8 protein-coding genes and 1 pseudogene are annotated in these 15977 nt (G+C 73.0%); 7 read left to right on the plus strand and 2 right to left on the minus strand.

What is annotated here, in order from left to right; all coding sequences use genetic code 11:
* Nucleotides 1–93: 93 nt before the first annotated feature.
* Together ACFWBB_RS31580 and ACFWBB_RS31585 are read left to right on the plus strand one after the other, a co-directional pair.
* A complete protein-coding gene (locus tag ACFWBB_RS31580; protein ID WP_385279145.1) occupies nucleotides 94–1896 on the plus strand; it encodes an ABC transporter ATP-binding protein in 1803 nt (600 codons plus the stop codon).
* Nucleotides 1893–4196 (plus strand): ATP-binding cassette domain-containing protein, encoded by a 2304-nt coding sequence (locus ACFWBB_RS31585; protein WP_385279147.1) that lies wholly within the window; start codon nucleotides 1893–1895, stop codon nucleotides 4194–4196. Before ACFWBB_RS31580 ends, ACFWBB_RS31585 begins: the two co-directional genes overlap by 4 nt.
* Here ACFWBB_RS31585 and ACFWBB_RS31590 read toward each other — a convergent pair.
* A pseudogene (locus ACFWBB_RS31590) lies at nucleotides 4119–4754 on the minus strand (LuxR C-terminal-related transcriptional regulator); the annotation flags it as partial. The gene ACFWBB_RS31585 and the pseudogene ACFWBB_RS31590 overlap by 78 nt on opposite strands.
* A gap of 178 nt (nucleotides 4755–4932) precedes the next feature.
* Here ACFWBB_RS31590 and ACFWBB_RS31595 point away from each other — a divergent pair.
* Complete coding sequence (locus tag ACFWBB_RS31595) at nucleotides 4933–7089, plus strand: SpoIIE family protein phosphatase (protein WP_385279211.1); 2157 nt, start codon at nucleotides 4933–4935, stop codon at nucleotides 7087–7089.
* Nucleotides 7090–7161: 72 nt separating this feature from the next.
* Here the strand turns inward: ACFWBB_RS31595 and ACFWBB_RS31600 are convergent, their stop codons facing one another.
* Nucleotides 7162–8661, minus strand: a complete 1500-nt coding sequence (locus ACFWBB_RS31600) for a S1 family peptidase (protein WP_385279149.1) — start codon at nucleotides 8659–8661, stop codon at nucleotides 7162–7164.
* A gap of 1026 nt (nucleotides 8662–9687) precedes the next feature.
* Here ACFWBB_RS31600 and ACFWBB_RS31605 point away from each other — a divergent pair.
* The 4 genes from ACFWBB_RS31605 to ACFWBB_RS31620 all read left to right on the plus strand — a co-directional run bounded on the left by ACFWBB_RS31605 (nucleotide 9688) and on the right by ACFWBB_RS31620 (nucleotide 15865).
* On the plus strand, nucleotides 9688–9903 hold the full coding sequence (locus ACFWBB_RS31605) for a type A2 lantipeptide (RefSeq protein ID WP_385279151.1): 216 nt from the start codon (nucleotides 9688–9690) through the stop codon (nucleotides 9901–9903).
* Between the two features lie 88 nt (nucleotides 9904–9991).
* Entirely contained in the window at nucleotides 9992–10798 is an 807-nt protein-coding gene (locus tag ACFWBB_RS31610) for an HlyD family efflux transporter periplasmic adaptor subunit (RefSeq protein ID WP_385279153.1), read from the plus strand.
* Nucleotides 10795–13017 carry an NHLP family bacteriocin export ABC transporter peptidase/permease/ATPase subunit gene (locus ACFWBB_RS31615; RefSeq protein WP_385279155.1) on the plus strand — a complete coding sequence of 741 codons (2223 nt, stop codon included), beginning with the start codon at nucleotides 10795–10797 and terminating at the stop codon, nucleotides 13015–13017. Before ACFWBB_RS31610 ends, ACFWBB_RS31615 begins: the two co-directional genes overlap by 4 nt.
* A gap of 1 nt (nucleotide 13018) precedes the next feature.
* Nucleotides 13019–15865 carry an NHLP bacteriocin export ABC transporter permease/ATPase subunit gene (locus ACFWBB_RS31620; RefSeq protein ID WP_385279157.1) on the plus strand — a complete coding sequence of 949 codons (2847 nt, stop codon included), beginning with the start codon at nucleotides 13019–13021 and terminating at the stop codon, nucleotides 15863–15865.
* Nucleotides 15866–15977: the final 112 nt, after the last annotated feature.

Genomic DNA, 15977 nt, shown 5'->3' on the forward strand with positions numbered 1-15977 from the left:
CCACGTGCTGAACGCTCCGGGCGGTCCGCTCCTCCGGGAGCGGGCCGCCCGGGGCCGGCCTCCCCAGAACCTCCGAGGAAGTGCGGGAGCAGGATGCCGATGGACCGGACGACCGGTGAACTGCTCGGCTCGGCGACCCGGCACAGCGGGTCGCGCTGCGTGGCGCTGGCCCTGGTGAGCGTGGCGGCGACCGGCGCCGGACTGCTGCTGCCCGCCGCCCTCGGCCGGGCCCTGGACCTGCTGCTCACCCACGGCCCCGCGACCCGCTGGGTGCTGTGCTGCGCGGCCCTCGTCCTGCTGCTGGCCCTGCTCGACGCGGGCGAGACCGTTCTCGCCGGCACTCTCGACGCCCGGACCACCGCCTTCCTGCGCCGCCGGATCATCGGGCATGTCCTGGCCGTGGGCCCACGCGCCACGGACCGGTTCGGCGCCGGGGACCTGGTCGCGCGGGTCGTCGGCAGCGCCGCCCAGGCCGGTACGGCGCCGGGCGCCCGCGCCGCGCTGCTGGCCGCGCTCGCCGGACCCGTCGGCGCGGTGGCGGCGCTGGCCCTCATCGACCCGTGGCTCGCGGCCGTCCTGCTGACCGGTGCGCCGGTTCTGACCCTCCTGCTGCGTTCCCTCGCCCGGGACACCTCGGCGTGCGTGGCCGACTACCTGCGCGCACAGGGTCGGATCGCGGCCGCGCTCACGGAGGCGGTCGGCGGTGCCCGCACGATCCGCGCCGCCGGCACCACGGCCCGGGACACCGCTCGGATCCTGCGACCACTGCCCGAGCTGTCCCGGGCGGGCCGGGGCATGTGGCGGGTCCAGGGCCGGGCCGCTGCGCGGGCGACCGCGGTGGCTCCCCTGCTGCACCTCGGGGTCGTCGCCGTCGCGGGCCTGCTGCTCACCCGGCACCGGCTGTCGCCGGGCGACGTCCTCGCCGCGTCGCGCTACGCGGTGCTCGCCACCGGCGTCGGCGTCATGGTCGGACAGCTCTCCGGCCTGGTCCGCTCCCGGACGGCGGCCACCCGTCTCGGCGAGGTCCTGACCGAACCGGCACCTCCTTACGGCGACCGCGGCCTCCCTCCGGACGGCCCGGGCCGGCTGGAACTGCGCGGCGTGACCGCCCGCCGCGGTGACCGTACAGTGCTGGACCGAGTCGATCTGGTGGTGCCGGGCGGGACGACGCTGGCCGTGGTGGGCCGCTCGGGCGCGGGCAAGTCGCTCCTGGCCGCGCTGGCGGGCAGGCTCGCCGACCCGGACGGCGGAGAGGTGCTGCTGGACGGCGTACCGCTGTCCGCCCTCCCCCGGACCGAACTGCGGGCGGCGATCTCCCAGGCCTTCGACCGTCCGGCCCTGCTGGGCACGACGATCGAGGACACCGTCTCCCTCGGTCACGCCTCCCCCGCCCGGGTCCGGGAGGCCGCTCGCACGGCACGCGCCGACGACTTCGTCCGCCGCCTGCCCGACGGCTACGCCACACCCTGCGCGGACGCCCCGCACTCCGGCGGCGAGGCCCAGCGTCTCGGCCTGGCCCGCGCCTTCGCCCACGGGGGCCGTCTGCTCATCCTCGACGACGCCCTCTCCAGCCTCGACACGATCACCGAACGCCAGGTCACCCAGGCCGTGTTCGGCCGCACCACGACCGCCACCCGTCTCGTGGTCGCCCACCGCGCCTCCACGGCCGCCCGCGCCGACGCGGTGGCCTGGCTGGACGGGGGGCGGGTCCGAGCCCTCGGGACACATGCGGAGCTCTGGCGGACGGCGGGGTACCGGGCGGTGTTCGGGACAGGTGCCGGAACGGGCGTCACGACAGGTGCCGGGACGGGCAGCGGGCCAGGTGAGAGGGCCGGGTCCGGTGCGCAGCCGGGTGCGGGGGCGAAGGCCGCGCCCGGCCCGGAGACACGGCGGTGAGTCGGGCGGCGGGCCCGGACGGGCTGCGGGCCAGGGGGCTCCGATTCCTGCTGGGCCGCCGGCGGGCCCTGGCGGGGCTCGTCGGCTGGTCGGTGCTGGAGGCCGGGCAGACCTTCCTGCTCGGATACGCCCTGGCCCGGGCGCTGGACGACGGATTCCTGGCCGGGCGGGCCGGGGTGGGGCTGCGATGGCTCGCGGTGGCCGGGCTCGGGGTACTGGTGGGCGCGTACGGCACCGGGCGGGTGTACGGGTCGGTCGCCGCCCTGGTGGAGCCGCTGCGGGACCGGCTCGTCACCCGGGTGGTGCGCAGAGGGGTGCGCGAGGCCGATGCCGGGGCGCTGTCCGGACTCACCCAGCAGGTGGAGATCGCCCGGGACAGCTTCGCGGGCCTGGTGATGGTCTCGCGCTCGTTCGTGTTCACCTCCGCGGGCGCCCTGGCCGGCCTGTGCTCGCTCGCGCCGCGGCTGCTCGTGGTCGTCGCGCCGCCGCTCGTCGCCGGGGTGGGCCTGTTCGTGGTGACCCTGCGTCCGCTGGCCCGCCGGCAGGAGGTGTTCCTCACCGCCGACGAGGCGCTGGCGGGGAGCCTGGGGGTCGTCTGCCCAGGGCTGCGGGACGTCACGGCGGCCGGCGCGGAGGACCGGATCGCGGCGGACACCGGCGCCCTCGTCGAGGCCGAGCTGCGCGCCGCCCGCGCCCTGGCCCGGTGGGGCGTGGCCCGGGTCGCGTGCCTGGCGCTCGGTGGCCAACTGCCGCTGGTCCTGCTGCTGGCAGGCGCCCCCTGGCTCCTGGACCACGGCGTCACCCCCGGCGCCCTCGTCGGCGCCCTCGCCTATGTCACCCAGTCCCTGCTCCCGGCCCTGACCGGTCTCGTGCACGGTCTGGGCACCAGCGGCTCCCGCCTGACAGTCGTCCTACGGCGCCTGGCACCGCACGGCGAGGCGGCGGAACCCCCGGCCGCCGGCGCCCGGACGGCGACCCGGCGCCTCCGACCGCCCGATCCCCGGCAGACCGCGAACGCCGACCCGACCGCACCCCGCCCCGGCGAAGCACCCGGCCACACCGACCCGACCATGCCCCAACCCCGCGAAGCACCCGGCCACACCGGCCCTCCCCCGCCCCAGCCCCAAGAAACACCCGGCCACACCGACCCCACCCCGCCCCAACCCCGCGAAGCACCCGGCCACCACCTGCCTGACGATCGTTGCCCGCCCACCGGCCACCCCTTGCCCAGCGCCACCGGCCACTCCCCGCCGGGCGGGGGCCCGCCGGAGCAAGCCCCTCGCACCGCGGCTCCGGTGGCCGTGCCGAGCACCGTGCGGCGGGGCCCCCTGCCACCCGCGCTCTCCCTCGACTCCCTCACCTTCGCCTACGGCTCCGCCTCGGCGCCCGTCGTCGACGGCCTCACGCTCGCCCTGCCCGCCGGGGCCCATCTGGCCGTCGTGGGTCCGAGCGGGATCGGCAAGTCCACGCTGACCGGGCTGGTCGCGGGGCTGCTGGCACCGGTGCGCGGCGAGATACGCATCTGCGGCCGGCCGGTGCCGGGCGGTGACGCCGCCGCTCGGCGCGTGCTCATCCCGCAGGAGGCATACGTGTTCAGCGGCACCCTCGGCGAGAATCTCACGCACCTGCGGCCGGATCCCGTGCCCGCGAGGGAGCTGCTCGCCGCGGCCGAGGCGGTCGGGCTGGCCCCGCTGCTCGACGCGCTGGGCGGACCGGGCGCGCAGGTGGATCCGGCGGCGCTGTCGGGCGGCGAACGCCAGCTGATCGCCCTCACGCGCGCGTACCTGTCGTCCGCCCCGCTCGCCCTGCTCGACGAGGCGACCAGTCATCTGGACCCGGAGGCGGAGGCTCGCGCCGAGCGGGCCTTCGCCGTCCGGGCGGGCGGCACGCTGGTCGTCGTCGCCCACCGCATCAGCTCGGCCAGGCGCGCGGACCGGGTGCTGGTCATGGACGGGCCGCGTACGACGCACGGGACGCACGACGAGGTGGTGCGACGCTCCGCGCTGTACCGCGACCTCGTCGGCGGCTGGGAGTCGGCCGGGGAAGTCGCGGAAGCAGGGGCGGCCGGAGACGTCGAGCAAGCACGGGCAGCAGGGGAAGTCGGGCAAGCAGGGGCGGCCGGGGCGGCCGGGTCCACCTCACAGCCAGCCCTGTCCCTGGGAGATACGGATGGCGTCGACGCGGTTGCGGGCGCCGGTCTTGCGGGTGATCGCCGCCATGTAGTTGCGCACGGTGCCGTGGGACAGGTGCAGGTTCCCCGCGATCTCCGCGACGGAGGCGCCCTCGGCGGCGAGGGTTAAGACGCTCAGCTCGCGACGGGTCAGCGGCATCTCGGCGGCCTTGAGGAATCCGAAGCCCAGCGAACTGTTGACGAAACGTTCCCCCTGGGCGACCTTCCGGATGCCGTGCAGCAGTTGCTCCGGCGTGCCCGCCTTGTCGACGTAGCCGAGCGCCCCCGCCTCCAGCGCCCGTTTCAGCAGGCCCGGCCTGTTCGCACTGGCAAGCACGAGCAACCGCGGAGGCACCCGTCCAGCGCCCCGCGGGCACAGGTCGTCCAGGGGCGGGAGACCGTACTCGTCGGAGCAGTCGAGATCCGCCGCGCACACGTCCGGGCGCACCGTCCCGACGCGGCCGGCCGCGCTGCGCCACGGGACGTCGTCCACCCGCAGATCGGGTTCCCGGGAGAGCCACTGCGCGAGAACCGATCTGACCAGACACGCGTCGTGCACCAGAAGTACCTGGATCACTGCCGCCCCTTCAGCTCGCCGTACGCCGGTTACGTGCTGTTGCCCGTGGTGCTGAACGCGTGCCCATTCTTGGGCTCCGGGACCACTTCTCACCCGCGAAGATCCAGCCATCAGGTTGCGCGGGGGCGCACGCGGGGCGCTCGTACGCCGTCGTGCGCTTCTGCCGAGGGCGCATGGAGATGGTCCGACGGGGTAAGGAGCGGCCTTCGGCAGGCGCCGCTCGCCGTGCGCGCCGGGCCGCCAGGGGGCAGATTTGGACCCTGGGGCTCGCGCGGCGCCGGGCGAGGAGGTGGTCGCCGTGTCGGACGGGCAGACGTCGTCCGGTCAGGCGCCCGCGACCGTGTGGGCGCCGGTCGGCCAGCCGCTGCTCTCCCTGGCGCTGACGTCGATGATGGACGCCGTCGGGGCGCACTCGGGTGCCGTCTACCTGCTTCCCGGCGACGAGTCCGTGCTGGAGATGGCGGTGATGGCAGGGCTGCCCCGGGCGTTCGCTGCGCCCTGGGAGCGGGTGGGGCTCAGCGCGCCGATCCCGGTCGCCGAGGCGGTGCGCGAACGGCGGCTGGTGTGGGTGGGCGGGGCGGAGGACATGGCCCGCCGCTATCCGCGTATCGCCGTCGTCCTGCCGTATCCCTTCGCGCTGGCCGCGCTCCCGGTGCGGACCGCGTCCCGGGTGTACGGCGCGGTCTTCGTGACCTGGCCGGGCTCGCACCCGCCGGAGCTGTCGGACCGGGAGCGCCAGGAGCTGACGGCGGCCTGCGAGCGGCTCGCACTGCGGCTGGAACGCGCCGCGTCGAGGAACCGTTCATTGCGGGCCGAGTCCGATCTGCTGGACACGGGCTCGCTGGGCGGCGCCGCCGACACACTGGGAACCGTCGAGGCGGCCCGGATGGTGGCGCGGCTGCCGTACGGAATGTGCTCGCTGGACGTGAGCGGGCGGGTCGGCTTCGCGAACGCGGCGGCCTCCGAACTGCTCGGCGTTCCGGTCGGCGCGCTGCTGGGCTCGCAGCTGTGGGCGGCCGTGCCGTGGCTCAACGATCCGCTGTACGAGGAGCGCTACCGGGCCGCGCTGATCAGCCAGGAGGCCACCTCGTTCGTGGCGCTGCGCCCGCCCTCGCAGTGGCTGTCCCTGCGGCTGTATCCGAGTACCACCGGGATCAGCGTGCGGATCAGCCGGGCCCGGGCGGTGTCGGAGATGGGACCGTCCGACCCCCGCTCGGAGGACGCGCCGACCCGGCTGGTCTCGATGTCGCAGGCGCTCAGCCTGGCCGGGGCGCTCACCGAGACGGTGAGTGTGCAGGACGTGGTGGGGCTGGTGGCGGACGAGATCGCGCCGGCGGTGGGCAGTCAGGCCCTGGCGCTGCTGGGCGCCCGGGCCGGCCGGCTGCACGTGCTCGGACACCACGGGTATCCCGACCCGCATGTCGTGGAACGGTTCGACCGGACGCCGCTGACCTCCCCGACGCCGGGCGCGCGCGCCGTCGCCCATGGCGTCCCGGCGTTCTTCGACTCCCGGCAGCACCTGGAGCGCCTGTACCCCGCCCGGCACTCCACCCCCGACGGCTTCGGCGCCTGGGCCTTCCTGCCGTTGATCGCCTCCGGCCGCCCGGTGGGTGCCTGTGTGCTGGCCTACGCCGAACCGCGCGTCTTCTCCACGCACGAGCGTGCGGTGCTGACCAGCCTGGCCGGACTGATCGCGCAGGCCCTGGACCGCGCCCTGCTCTACGACGTCAAACACCAGCTGGCGCACGGGTTGCAGGCGGCGCTGCTGCCGCCCTCGCTGCCGTCGCTGGCCGGGATCGAGGCGACCGCCCGCTATCTGCCCGCCACCCGTGGGATGGAGATCGGCGGGGACTTCTACGACCTGGTGCCCTCGCCCCCGCTCGCGGCGGCGGTGATCGGGGACGTACAGGGGCACAACGTGACCGCGGCCGGGCTGATGGGGCAGATCCGCACCGCCGTCCGCGCGTACACCACGGTGGGACAGGGGCCCGCGGAGGTCATGCGCAGCACCAACCGGCTGCTGATCGACCTCGGCTCCGAGCTGTTCGCGAGCTGTCTGTACCTACGACTGGACCCGGCCCGGGGGCGGGCGGTCATGGCCCGGGCCGGGCATCCCCCGCCGCTGCTGCGCCGGGCGGACGGCCGGGTGCGCGTGCTCGACCTCGCGGGCGGTCCACTGCTGGGCATCGACGGCTCGGCGACCTATCCGACGACGGAGGTCGAACTGACCGGCGGCTGTGTCCTCGCCCTCTACACGGACGGGCTCATCGAGACGCCGGGGGTGGACATCGAGGACGCGGTCGCCGACCTGGGCCGGCGGCTCGGCGAGGCCGGGGACCGTCCGCTGGAGGAGCTGGCGGACGAGCTGGTGGGACATTACGCGGCGGCGGAGGAACGACTGGACGACGTGGCGCTGCTGTTGCTGAGGGCGCTGGGGGACGACTGACGGCCGTCGCCGGGCGCGCACACGAACGGTCCGGCCCCCGCCGGAGGGCCGGACCGTTCAGGTGATGCCGTGTCAGTGCGACTCGTTCACACCCGAGCCGTTCTCCTGGCCGTTGCCGGACTGGTCCTGTGCGTTGCCGGTCTCGTCCGCGCCACCGTTGGCGTTCTCGTCGACACCGCCGTCGGCCGCGGCGTCGCCGCCGCCCTGGATGGCCTCACCCGTGTTGTCGTCGATGCCGTCGCCGTTCGCGTCCACGGCACCGGCCTGGTCGTTGCCGCCCTGGATGGCCTCACCCGTGTTGTCGTCGATACCGTCGCCGTTCGCGTCCACGGCACCGGCCTGGTCGTTGCCGCCCTGGATGGCCTCACCCGTGTTGTCGTCGATACCGTCGCCGTTCGCGTCCACGGCACCGGCCTGGTCGCCGCCGACCGCGTCACCGGCGCCGACGCCACCGTCGCCGAGCGTCGCGCCGACCGCCGCCAGAGCGGTGGTCACCGGCTGGAAGAACGTCTCGCCGCCGGCCGTGCAGTCGCCGCTGCCGCCCGAGGTCAGACCGATCGCCTGGCCGTCCTGGGTGAAGAGCGAGCCGCCGCTGTCGCCGGGCTCGGCGCAGACGTTCGTCTGGATGAGGCCCGTGACGGTGCCCTCGGGGTAGTTCACGGTGGCGTCGAGGCCTAGGACCTGACCGTCGTTGAGACCGGTGGTGCTGCCCATCCGGAAGACCTGTGTGCCGACCGTCGCCTCGGCGGCCTGGCTGATCGCGACGGTCTGCTGACCGGTGTTGACCTCGCTGGGCGCCTGCGTGTTGGGGTCGTCGTACTTCACGAGCGCGAAGTCGCCGTCACCGGGGAAGGTGGCCTGGTCGACGGTGGCGATGGGCTGGCCGTCCTGGCTGTCGGACCACTGCTTGGCCGCGACACCGCAGTGACCGGCCGTCAGGAAGGCCGGAGAACCGTCGCCCGCCGTCACGTTGAAGCCGAGGGAGCAGCGCGCCCCGCCGCCGAATATCGCGTCGCCGCCGGAGACGAGGGGCTTGAGGGTGCCGCCCGACTTCTTGATCGTCGCCAAGCCGGTGCCGAGGGTCTTCACGGTCGAGTCGATCGTGTCCCACTTGCTGCCGGTGACCGTGGAGTCGGCGGTGACGAGGATCTTGTTCGTCTTGGGGTCGACGGCCCAGGAGGTGCCCGGAATGGTCGCCTTGGTCTTCAGCGTCTGTGCGGCCGCCTTGAGTTCGGCCGTGCTGTTCTCGACCTCGCGGACCTTGGCGCCCGCCTTCTCGGCCTGCGCGACGACGTTGTTGTCGTCGCCGGAGACGTTCACGACGTTGACGACCAGCTGCTTGCCGGCGCCGTCGTAGTACGAACCGGCGAAGGCGTCACCGAGCAGCTTCTGGAGCTGGGACGCGAGGTCCGAGGCGTCGCCCGCCTTCAGGGTCTTCACCGAGGCGGCGTCGTTGGAGCCGCCGTCCTGGGAGGCGTTGGCCTGGGGAAGCAGGATGGCCGCCGCTCCGAGCGCCGCCACACCGCCTGCCGCGATGATGGCCTTGCGCTTCGTAACTCGCTTGTGACTCAAAAAACTCGACCTCCTGGGGGACGGGGTCCGGCTGCCGGGTTCGGCAGCTCCGTACAGCGGCGCCTGGTTGGCCATGAGTACGCGGGGTTCACCGGGTGCGTTCAATCGCGTTTGCCAACTTCCTTTGCCAGCCCCTGAATCGGCCAGGACCCGGGTCGGGGCTCGCGGTCCCGGGAACAATCGCCCAAATGACGACGACGACCGCCCAAGCCGACAAGATCCGTTCGGCCGTCTTCGCGCCCTGGACACTCGCCCCTGACGGGCCCGTCGAGGGCGTCCGCGAGCATCGCCCGAGCCCGCGTCTCCCCTGGTCACAGGCGTTGTTACGGGAGGACGGCGGAATCGCGGGGCGGGCGCGGACGACGGGCGCGGACGACGCCGCGGGGGATGGCCGCGCCGTCCACGTGCGGAACCCCGAACGGATGAAGACGGCGCGGCCGCCTCCTTCGTTCCGGTGGGCGGCGACAGGTTCGGATGGCTTGATTCGATCGGTGCCGACGAAGTCGGGCCAGCGCATCGCGATCGCAGACATGTGCACCGGCTGTGCGACACCGGCCCGGGCGGACGCGCGCGCAACCGTACGTGTCCGGTCGATGACACCGCGTGGAGAACGCCGGGCGGAATCCCCGCTTCAGAGAATCTGCACATCGAATGCCCAAGCGGGTCACCGGAAGCAGGGGTTCTGCACAACTCGTCGGCGCCCCCCGCGCCTTTGGGGCGGGAGTGTCGCATTCGCCGCGACGGCGCCGGACGCTCATCCGAGCAGATCCCGCCCATGGTGTGAAGAAGTCGCCGACAAGTGGTGGGCGCACCTGCACCGTTTGACGCTCCCGTGACACAAATTCGCAGGTGAAGCCAGTGATTGATTGGCTGCGCCGACCGCGGACCTGCTTTGATCCATCGCACCGCAGGGCTACCGCGGTCTCCCGGAAACGGGAGTTCCGGTGCCCGTGGTCGCGGCCGTCATCTGTCCCCAGAGGGGGCCGCTCCCCCTGATGAGATATCCATGTGAAGGGAAGTTCCACCATGAACTCCACCCCCCAGGTTCAGACCGCTGAGATCTCCGACGCCGAGCTGGACAACGTCTCCGGCGGTCTGTCCCTGAACGCGGTCGGCACCGTCACCGGCCTGGTGGACGGCATCGCCCCGGTCTCCGGCCTGGTCAACACGGCCGTCGGCACCGTCGAGGGTGTCACCGGCCTGAACACGGCCCCGGTCGCCAACCTGGTCGCCGGTCTCTGATCGCGCCCTTTTGTGACTCCTTCGAGTCCCGGAGCCGTCACCCGGCTCCGGGACTCTTCGGTGCCCTGAACCTCCCGAGGTAAGCCCCGTGCAGTTCCGCCAACAGGCCCTCGCCAAGCTCCAGTCGCCGGAGGAGCTCGACCTGCCGGTGCGTTTCGCGCGCCCCCAGGGCTGGCTGGCGCTGTCCGTGACGCTGGTCGTCATGACGGCCGCGTCCGTGTGGGCGGTGACCGGTTCGGTCGCCTCGACGGTGAGCGCGCCCGCCGTCCTCACGCACGGCGAGGGCAGCTACATCCTGCAGAGCCCCGCCGCGGGCCAGGTCACCGCGGTCCTCGCGAAGGAGGGCGAGCGGCTTTCCGCGGGCTCGCCCGTGCTGAAGGTGCGGACGGCCGAGGGCGACTCCGTGGTGCGGACGGTCGCCGCGGGCCGGATCACCGCGCTCGCCGCCACCATCGGGCAGATCATCTCCACCGGCGCGAACGTCGCCGCCGTGGAGAAGGTGGCCCACGCCGGCGATCCGCTGTACGCCACGGTGTACGTCCCCGCCGAGAACGCCGCCGCCATCCCGCAGGACGCGGCCGTCGACCTGACCGTGCAGACCGTCCCGTCGCAGGAGTACGGCGTGCTGCGCGGCCATGTGAAGTCGGTGGACCGTGCGCCCCGGTCGGCGCAGGCGATCGCCGCCTTCCTCGGCGACAGCCAGCTGGGCGAGCAGTTCACGAAGGACGGCCGCCCGGTGGCGGTCCTGGTCCGCCTGGACAAGTCGTCCGCGACGAAGAGCGGCTACAAGTGGTCGTCCGCCGACGGGCCGCCGTACACCCTCACCTCCATGACCATGGCCACGGGCTCGATCCGGCTGGCCGACCAGCGTCCCGTCGATTGGCTGCTCCCGTGACCACCACCGAGCAGCCGCGCACCCGACGGCGTGCCGCGCCGCCCCGGCGTCCCGTCCCCAAGAGCCGGGTGAGGACCGTCCGTACGCCCACCGTGCTCCAGATGGAGGCCGTGGAGTGCGGGGCGGCCTCGCTCGCCATGGTCCTCGGGCACTACGGCCGGCACATCCCGCTGGAGGAGCTGCGCATCGCGTGCGGTGTCTCCCGGGACGGCTCGCGGGCCAGCAACCTGCTGAAGGCTGCCCGCGGTTACGGCCTGACGGCCAAGGGCATGCAGATGGACCTGGCGGCCCTCGCCGGGGTGAAGTCGCCCGCCATCCTCTTCTGGGAGTTCAACCACTACGTCGTCTACGAGGGCCTGGGCCGTCGCTTCGGCCGCCGGGGCGTGTTCATCAACGACCCGGGCAAGGGCCGGCGGTTCGTACCGATGGAGGACTTCGACGGCAGCTTCACCGGCGTCGTACTGGTGCTGGAGCCCGGCGAGGACTTCGAACGGGGCGGCCGCAGACCGGGTGTGCTGGGCGCGATGCCGGCCCGGCTGCGGGGCACCGCGGGCACCCTGCCGGCGGCCGTGCTGGCGAGCCTGCTGCTGGTCCTGGTGGGTTCGGCCGTGCCGGCGCTCAGCCGGACCTATATCGACATGTTCCTGATAGGCCGGCAGACCTCGCTGCTCGGCGTGCTGTTCGCCTCGATGGCGACGTGTGTGGCCCTCACGGTGGTCCTGACCTGGCTGCAGCAGGCCAACCTGCACCACGGCCGGATCATCTCCTCGACCCTCTCCAGCGCCCGCTTCCTGCGCCATCTGCTGCGGCTGCCGGTGACCTTCTTCTCCCAGCGCAGCCCGGCCGACCTGGTCCAGCGGCTCCAGTCGAACGACGCGGTCGCCGAGACCCTGGCCCGCGATCTGGCGTCGGCGGGCGTGGACGCGATCGTCGTCGTCCTGTACGCCGTCCTCCTCTACACCTACGACCCGCAGCTGACGTTCGTCGGGATCGGTGTGGCCCTGCTGAACATCGTCGCGATGCGGATCGTCATCCGGCTGCGGGCCACCCGGACGGCGAAACTGCGCGCGGACAACGCCCGGCTCACCAACACGGCTTACACCGGGCTTCAGTTGATCGAGACGATGAAGGCGACCGGCGGCGAGGAAGGGTACTTCCGCAAGTGGGCCGGGCAGCACGCCACCACGCTGGAGGAGCAGCAGCGGCTCGGGGTGCCGAGCGCCTGGCTGGGCGTGGTCGCGCCGACGCTCGCGACGCTCAACAGCGCGCTGATCCTGTGGATCGGCGGTATGCGGGCGATCGAGGGCCATATCTCGGTGGGTCTGCTGGTCGCCTTCCAGGCTCTGGTCACCCGCTTCACCGCCCCGCTGACCCGGCTCAACGGGGTCGCGGGCCGGATCCAGGACTTCGCGGCGGACGTGGCCCGGCTGAAGGACGTCGAGAACTTCCGCGCCGACCCGCTCCACGACCGCCGCTCCGGCGCCGAGTCCACGCGCCGGCTGCACGGTCACGTCGAGCTGGAGAACATCACCTTCGGCTACAGCCCGCTGGACAAGCCGCTGCTGAGCGGCTTCGACCTGACCGTCGGACCGGGGCAGCAGGTGGCGCTGGTCGGCGGCTCGGGCAGCGGCAAGTCGACGGTGTCCCGGCTGATCTCGGGCCTGTACGCGCCCTGGGAGGGGGTGATCCGCATCGACGGGCAGCGGCTGGAGGACATTCCGCGCGGGGCGCTCGCCTCCTCCGTGTCCTTCGTCGACCAGGAGGTGTTCCTCTTCGAGGGCTCGGTGCGGGACAACGTGGCGCTGTGGGACCCGTCGATCCCGGACGAAGCCGTCGTCGACGCGCTGCGCGACGCGGCGCTCCACGACACGGTCCTGCGGCGGCCCGGCGGCATCCACAGCAGGGTCGAGCAGGACGGCCGCAACTTCTCCGGCGGTCAGCGCCAACGCCTGGAGATCGCGCGGGCGTTGGTGCGCCGGCCGAGCATCCTCGTGCTGGACGAGGTGACCAGCGCGCTGGACGCGGAGACCGAGCAGGTGGTGATGGACAACCTGCGCCGGCGCGGCTGTGCGTGCGTGGTGATCGCGCACCGGCTCAGCACGGTCCGCGACAGCGACGAGATCGTCGTACTCCAGCACGGCACGGTCGTCGAGCGCGGGCGGCACGAGGAACTGGTGGCACGCGGCGGCTCGTACGCGGCACTGGTCAGGGAGCGTTGAGATGACTGCCGTACCCGAGGGCGATGTCGTACTCGCCGCGCTGGAGCAGCTGGGCGCACGGATCGACTGCGCCGGCCTCGGCCGCCTGGACCTGGAGGGTCCGCAGGTGCTGTGGCTGGTCGCGTCGGGCGCGCTGGACCTGTTCGCGGTGGACGCCGAACAGCAGGGCCACTGGCACCACCTGGGCCGGCTCGAGGCGGGCGCCCTGCTGCTGGGTCCGGTCACCGGCCCTCATCACACCCTCGTCGCACGTCCGTTGCGCGACTGCGTGGTGCACCGCGTCGGTCTGCGTGAGCTGTACCAGCCCGCGAACACCCAGACCTGGTCCTACGACGAGTACGGCAACCCCCAGTACGTGCCGCCGACTTCGAGCCCGCTGGAGTACGCGCTCGCGCTCGGTGTCGGCCGTGGTCTGTCGATCCTCTTCCAGGCCCCGATGGCCACCGAGCGGGCGGCGGAGGTCCAGGACGACGACGTGTTCTGGATGCAGGTCCCACCGGGCAGCGTGCAGTACGGCTCGCTGTACGGCGCCGAGGCGGCCGCCGACCTGCTGATGGACCCCGCGGTGTGGCAGAGCATGGTCGACCAGCAGTACCGGCTGCTGACCACGCTGGACCGCTGGATCGAGCAGCTGGAGCACACCCACGAGACCCGTGCGGCCGCCGGGATCAAGGCCGGTGAGGCGGTCCGCGACCAGGCCGACCGGACCCTGCTCGCGTCGATCGGGAAGAGCGGCAGGAGCGACCGCAACGGCGGCAGGAGTGCGGACCGGCGCGCCACGGCCGCCGACGCCGACGCCACCTACGCGGCCTGCGGACTCGTCGCCCGGGCCGCCGGGATCACCCTCGCCGAGCCCGCGCGGATGGGCGCCGACAGCGACCGGCTCGACCCGGTCGAGCGGGTCGCCCTCGCCTCCCGGGTGCGCGCCCGGGCGGTACGCCTGGACGGCCGCTGGTGGCGGGACGACGTGGGGCCGCTGGTGGGGCACCGGGCCCTGTCCGGGGCGCCGGTCGCGCTGCTCTGGCGGCGCGGCGGGTATGTCGCCGTGCATCCCGGGACCGGGCGGGAGACCCCGGTCGAGAAGGCCAACGCGGAGGAGTTCGAGCCGCGTGCGGTCATGTTCTACCGCCCGCTGCCGGAACGGAGCCTCGGCCCCCTCGGGCTGCTGCGGTTCAGCATGCGGGGTACGGCGGGGGACCTGACGAGCCTGCTGCTCAGCGGGCTGGTGACGGTGGTGATCGGGGCGCTGGTGCCGATCGCCACCGGCAAGGTGCTCGGCGAGTACGTGCCGAAGGCCCAGCAGGGGCCGATCGTGCAGGTGTGTCTGGCGGTGATGGTCAGCGGCGTGGTGGCCGCGGCGTTCATGCTGCTCCAGAACCTGACCATGCTGCGCATGGAGGGCCGGATCGAGGCGACGCTCCAGCCGGCGGTGTGGGACCGGCTGCTCAGGCTGCCGACGAAGTTCTTCGCCGAGCGTTCCACGGGTGAGCTGGCGAGCGCCGCGATGGGCATCAGCGCGATCCGCCGGCTGCTGGCTGGACTCGGTCCGTCGGTCGCGCAGTCCGTCACCGTCGGCGCGATGAACCTGGGGCTGCTGCTCTGGTACAGCGTGCCGATGGCGCTGGCCGCGATCGGCATGCTGGTCGTCATCGCGTCCGTGTTCCTGGCGCTCGGGCTGTGGCAGGTGCGTTGGCAGCGGCGGCTCGTGGTGCTCTCCAACAAGCTCAACAACCAGGCGTTCCAGACCCTGCGGGGCCTGCCGAAGCTGCGGGTGGCGGCCGCCGAGAACTACGCGTACGCGGCCTGGGCGGCGCAGTTCGCGCGCAGCCGTGAGCTCCAGCAGCGCCTCGGCCGGATCAAGAACCTCAACACGGTGCTGGGCTCGGTGTATCTGCCGCTGTGTTCGCTGCTGATGTTCATGCTGCTGGCCGGTCCGGCGCGGGGCGCCCTGTCGGCGGCGGACTTCCTCACCTTCAACACGTCCATGACGATGCTGCTCACCGCGGTGACCTCGCTGACCGGCGCCTTCGTCTCGGCGGTGGCGGCGCTGCCGCTGTTCGAGGAGATCCGGCCGGTGCTGGAGGCGGTGCCCGAGGTCCGCACGGCGAACACCCGCCCCGGCCCGCTGACCGGCGCGCTCGAGGCCCGCCGCCTGTCGTTCCGCTACTCCGACGACGGTCCCCTCGTCCTCGACGACGTCTCCTTCGAGGTGCGGCCGGGCGAGTTCGTGGCGGTCGTCGGCCCGAGCGGCTGCGGGAAGTCGACGCTTCTCAGGCTGCTCATCGGCTTCGACAGGCCGGTCTCGGGCAGCGTGCTGTACGACGGCCAGGATCTGGCCGCGCTCGACCAGTCGGCCGTACGGCGGCAGTGCGGGGTGGTGCTCCAGCACGCCCAGCCGTTCACCGGGTCCCTGCTGGACGTCATCTGCGGCACCGAGGCCTACACGCCCGAGGAGGCGATGGCGGCGGCCGAGATGGCGGGTCTCGCCGAGGACATCAAGCGCATGCCGATGGGGCTCCACACGATCGTCTCGGACAGCGGGTCGGTCTCGGGTGGCCAGCGTCAGCGTCTGATGATCGCGCAGGCGCTGATCCGCCGGCCGCGCATCCTGTTCTTCGACGAGGCGACCAGCGCCCTCGACAACGAGACCCAGCGCACGGTCATCGAGAGCACCCGCAAGCTCAACGCCACCCGGATCGTCATCGCCCACCGCCTCTCGACGGTGCTGGACGCCGACCGGGTCGTCGTGATGGAGAACGGCAAGGTCGCCCAGCAGGGCCCGCCCGCCCAGCTCCTCGCGGACACGGGTGGACGGCTGCACGAGCTGGTGCGGCGCCAGTTGGCCTGAGGTCCGGTCTCCCTCCCCCAACTAACGAAACTTTGCCGTTTCGCTGAAACTGCTCTAGCCTCGATGTGTACGAAACCGTTTCGTTTACGTGCTCTTTGCCCTCACGTCCTGG

The organism is Streptomyces sp. NPDC060000 (genome assembly GCF_042737375.1).
Lineage (GTDB): Bacteria > Actinomycetota > Actinomycetes > Streptomycetales > Streptomycetaceae > Streptomyces.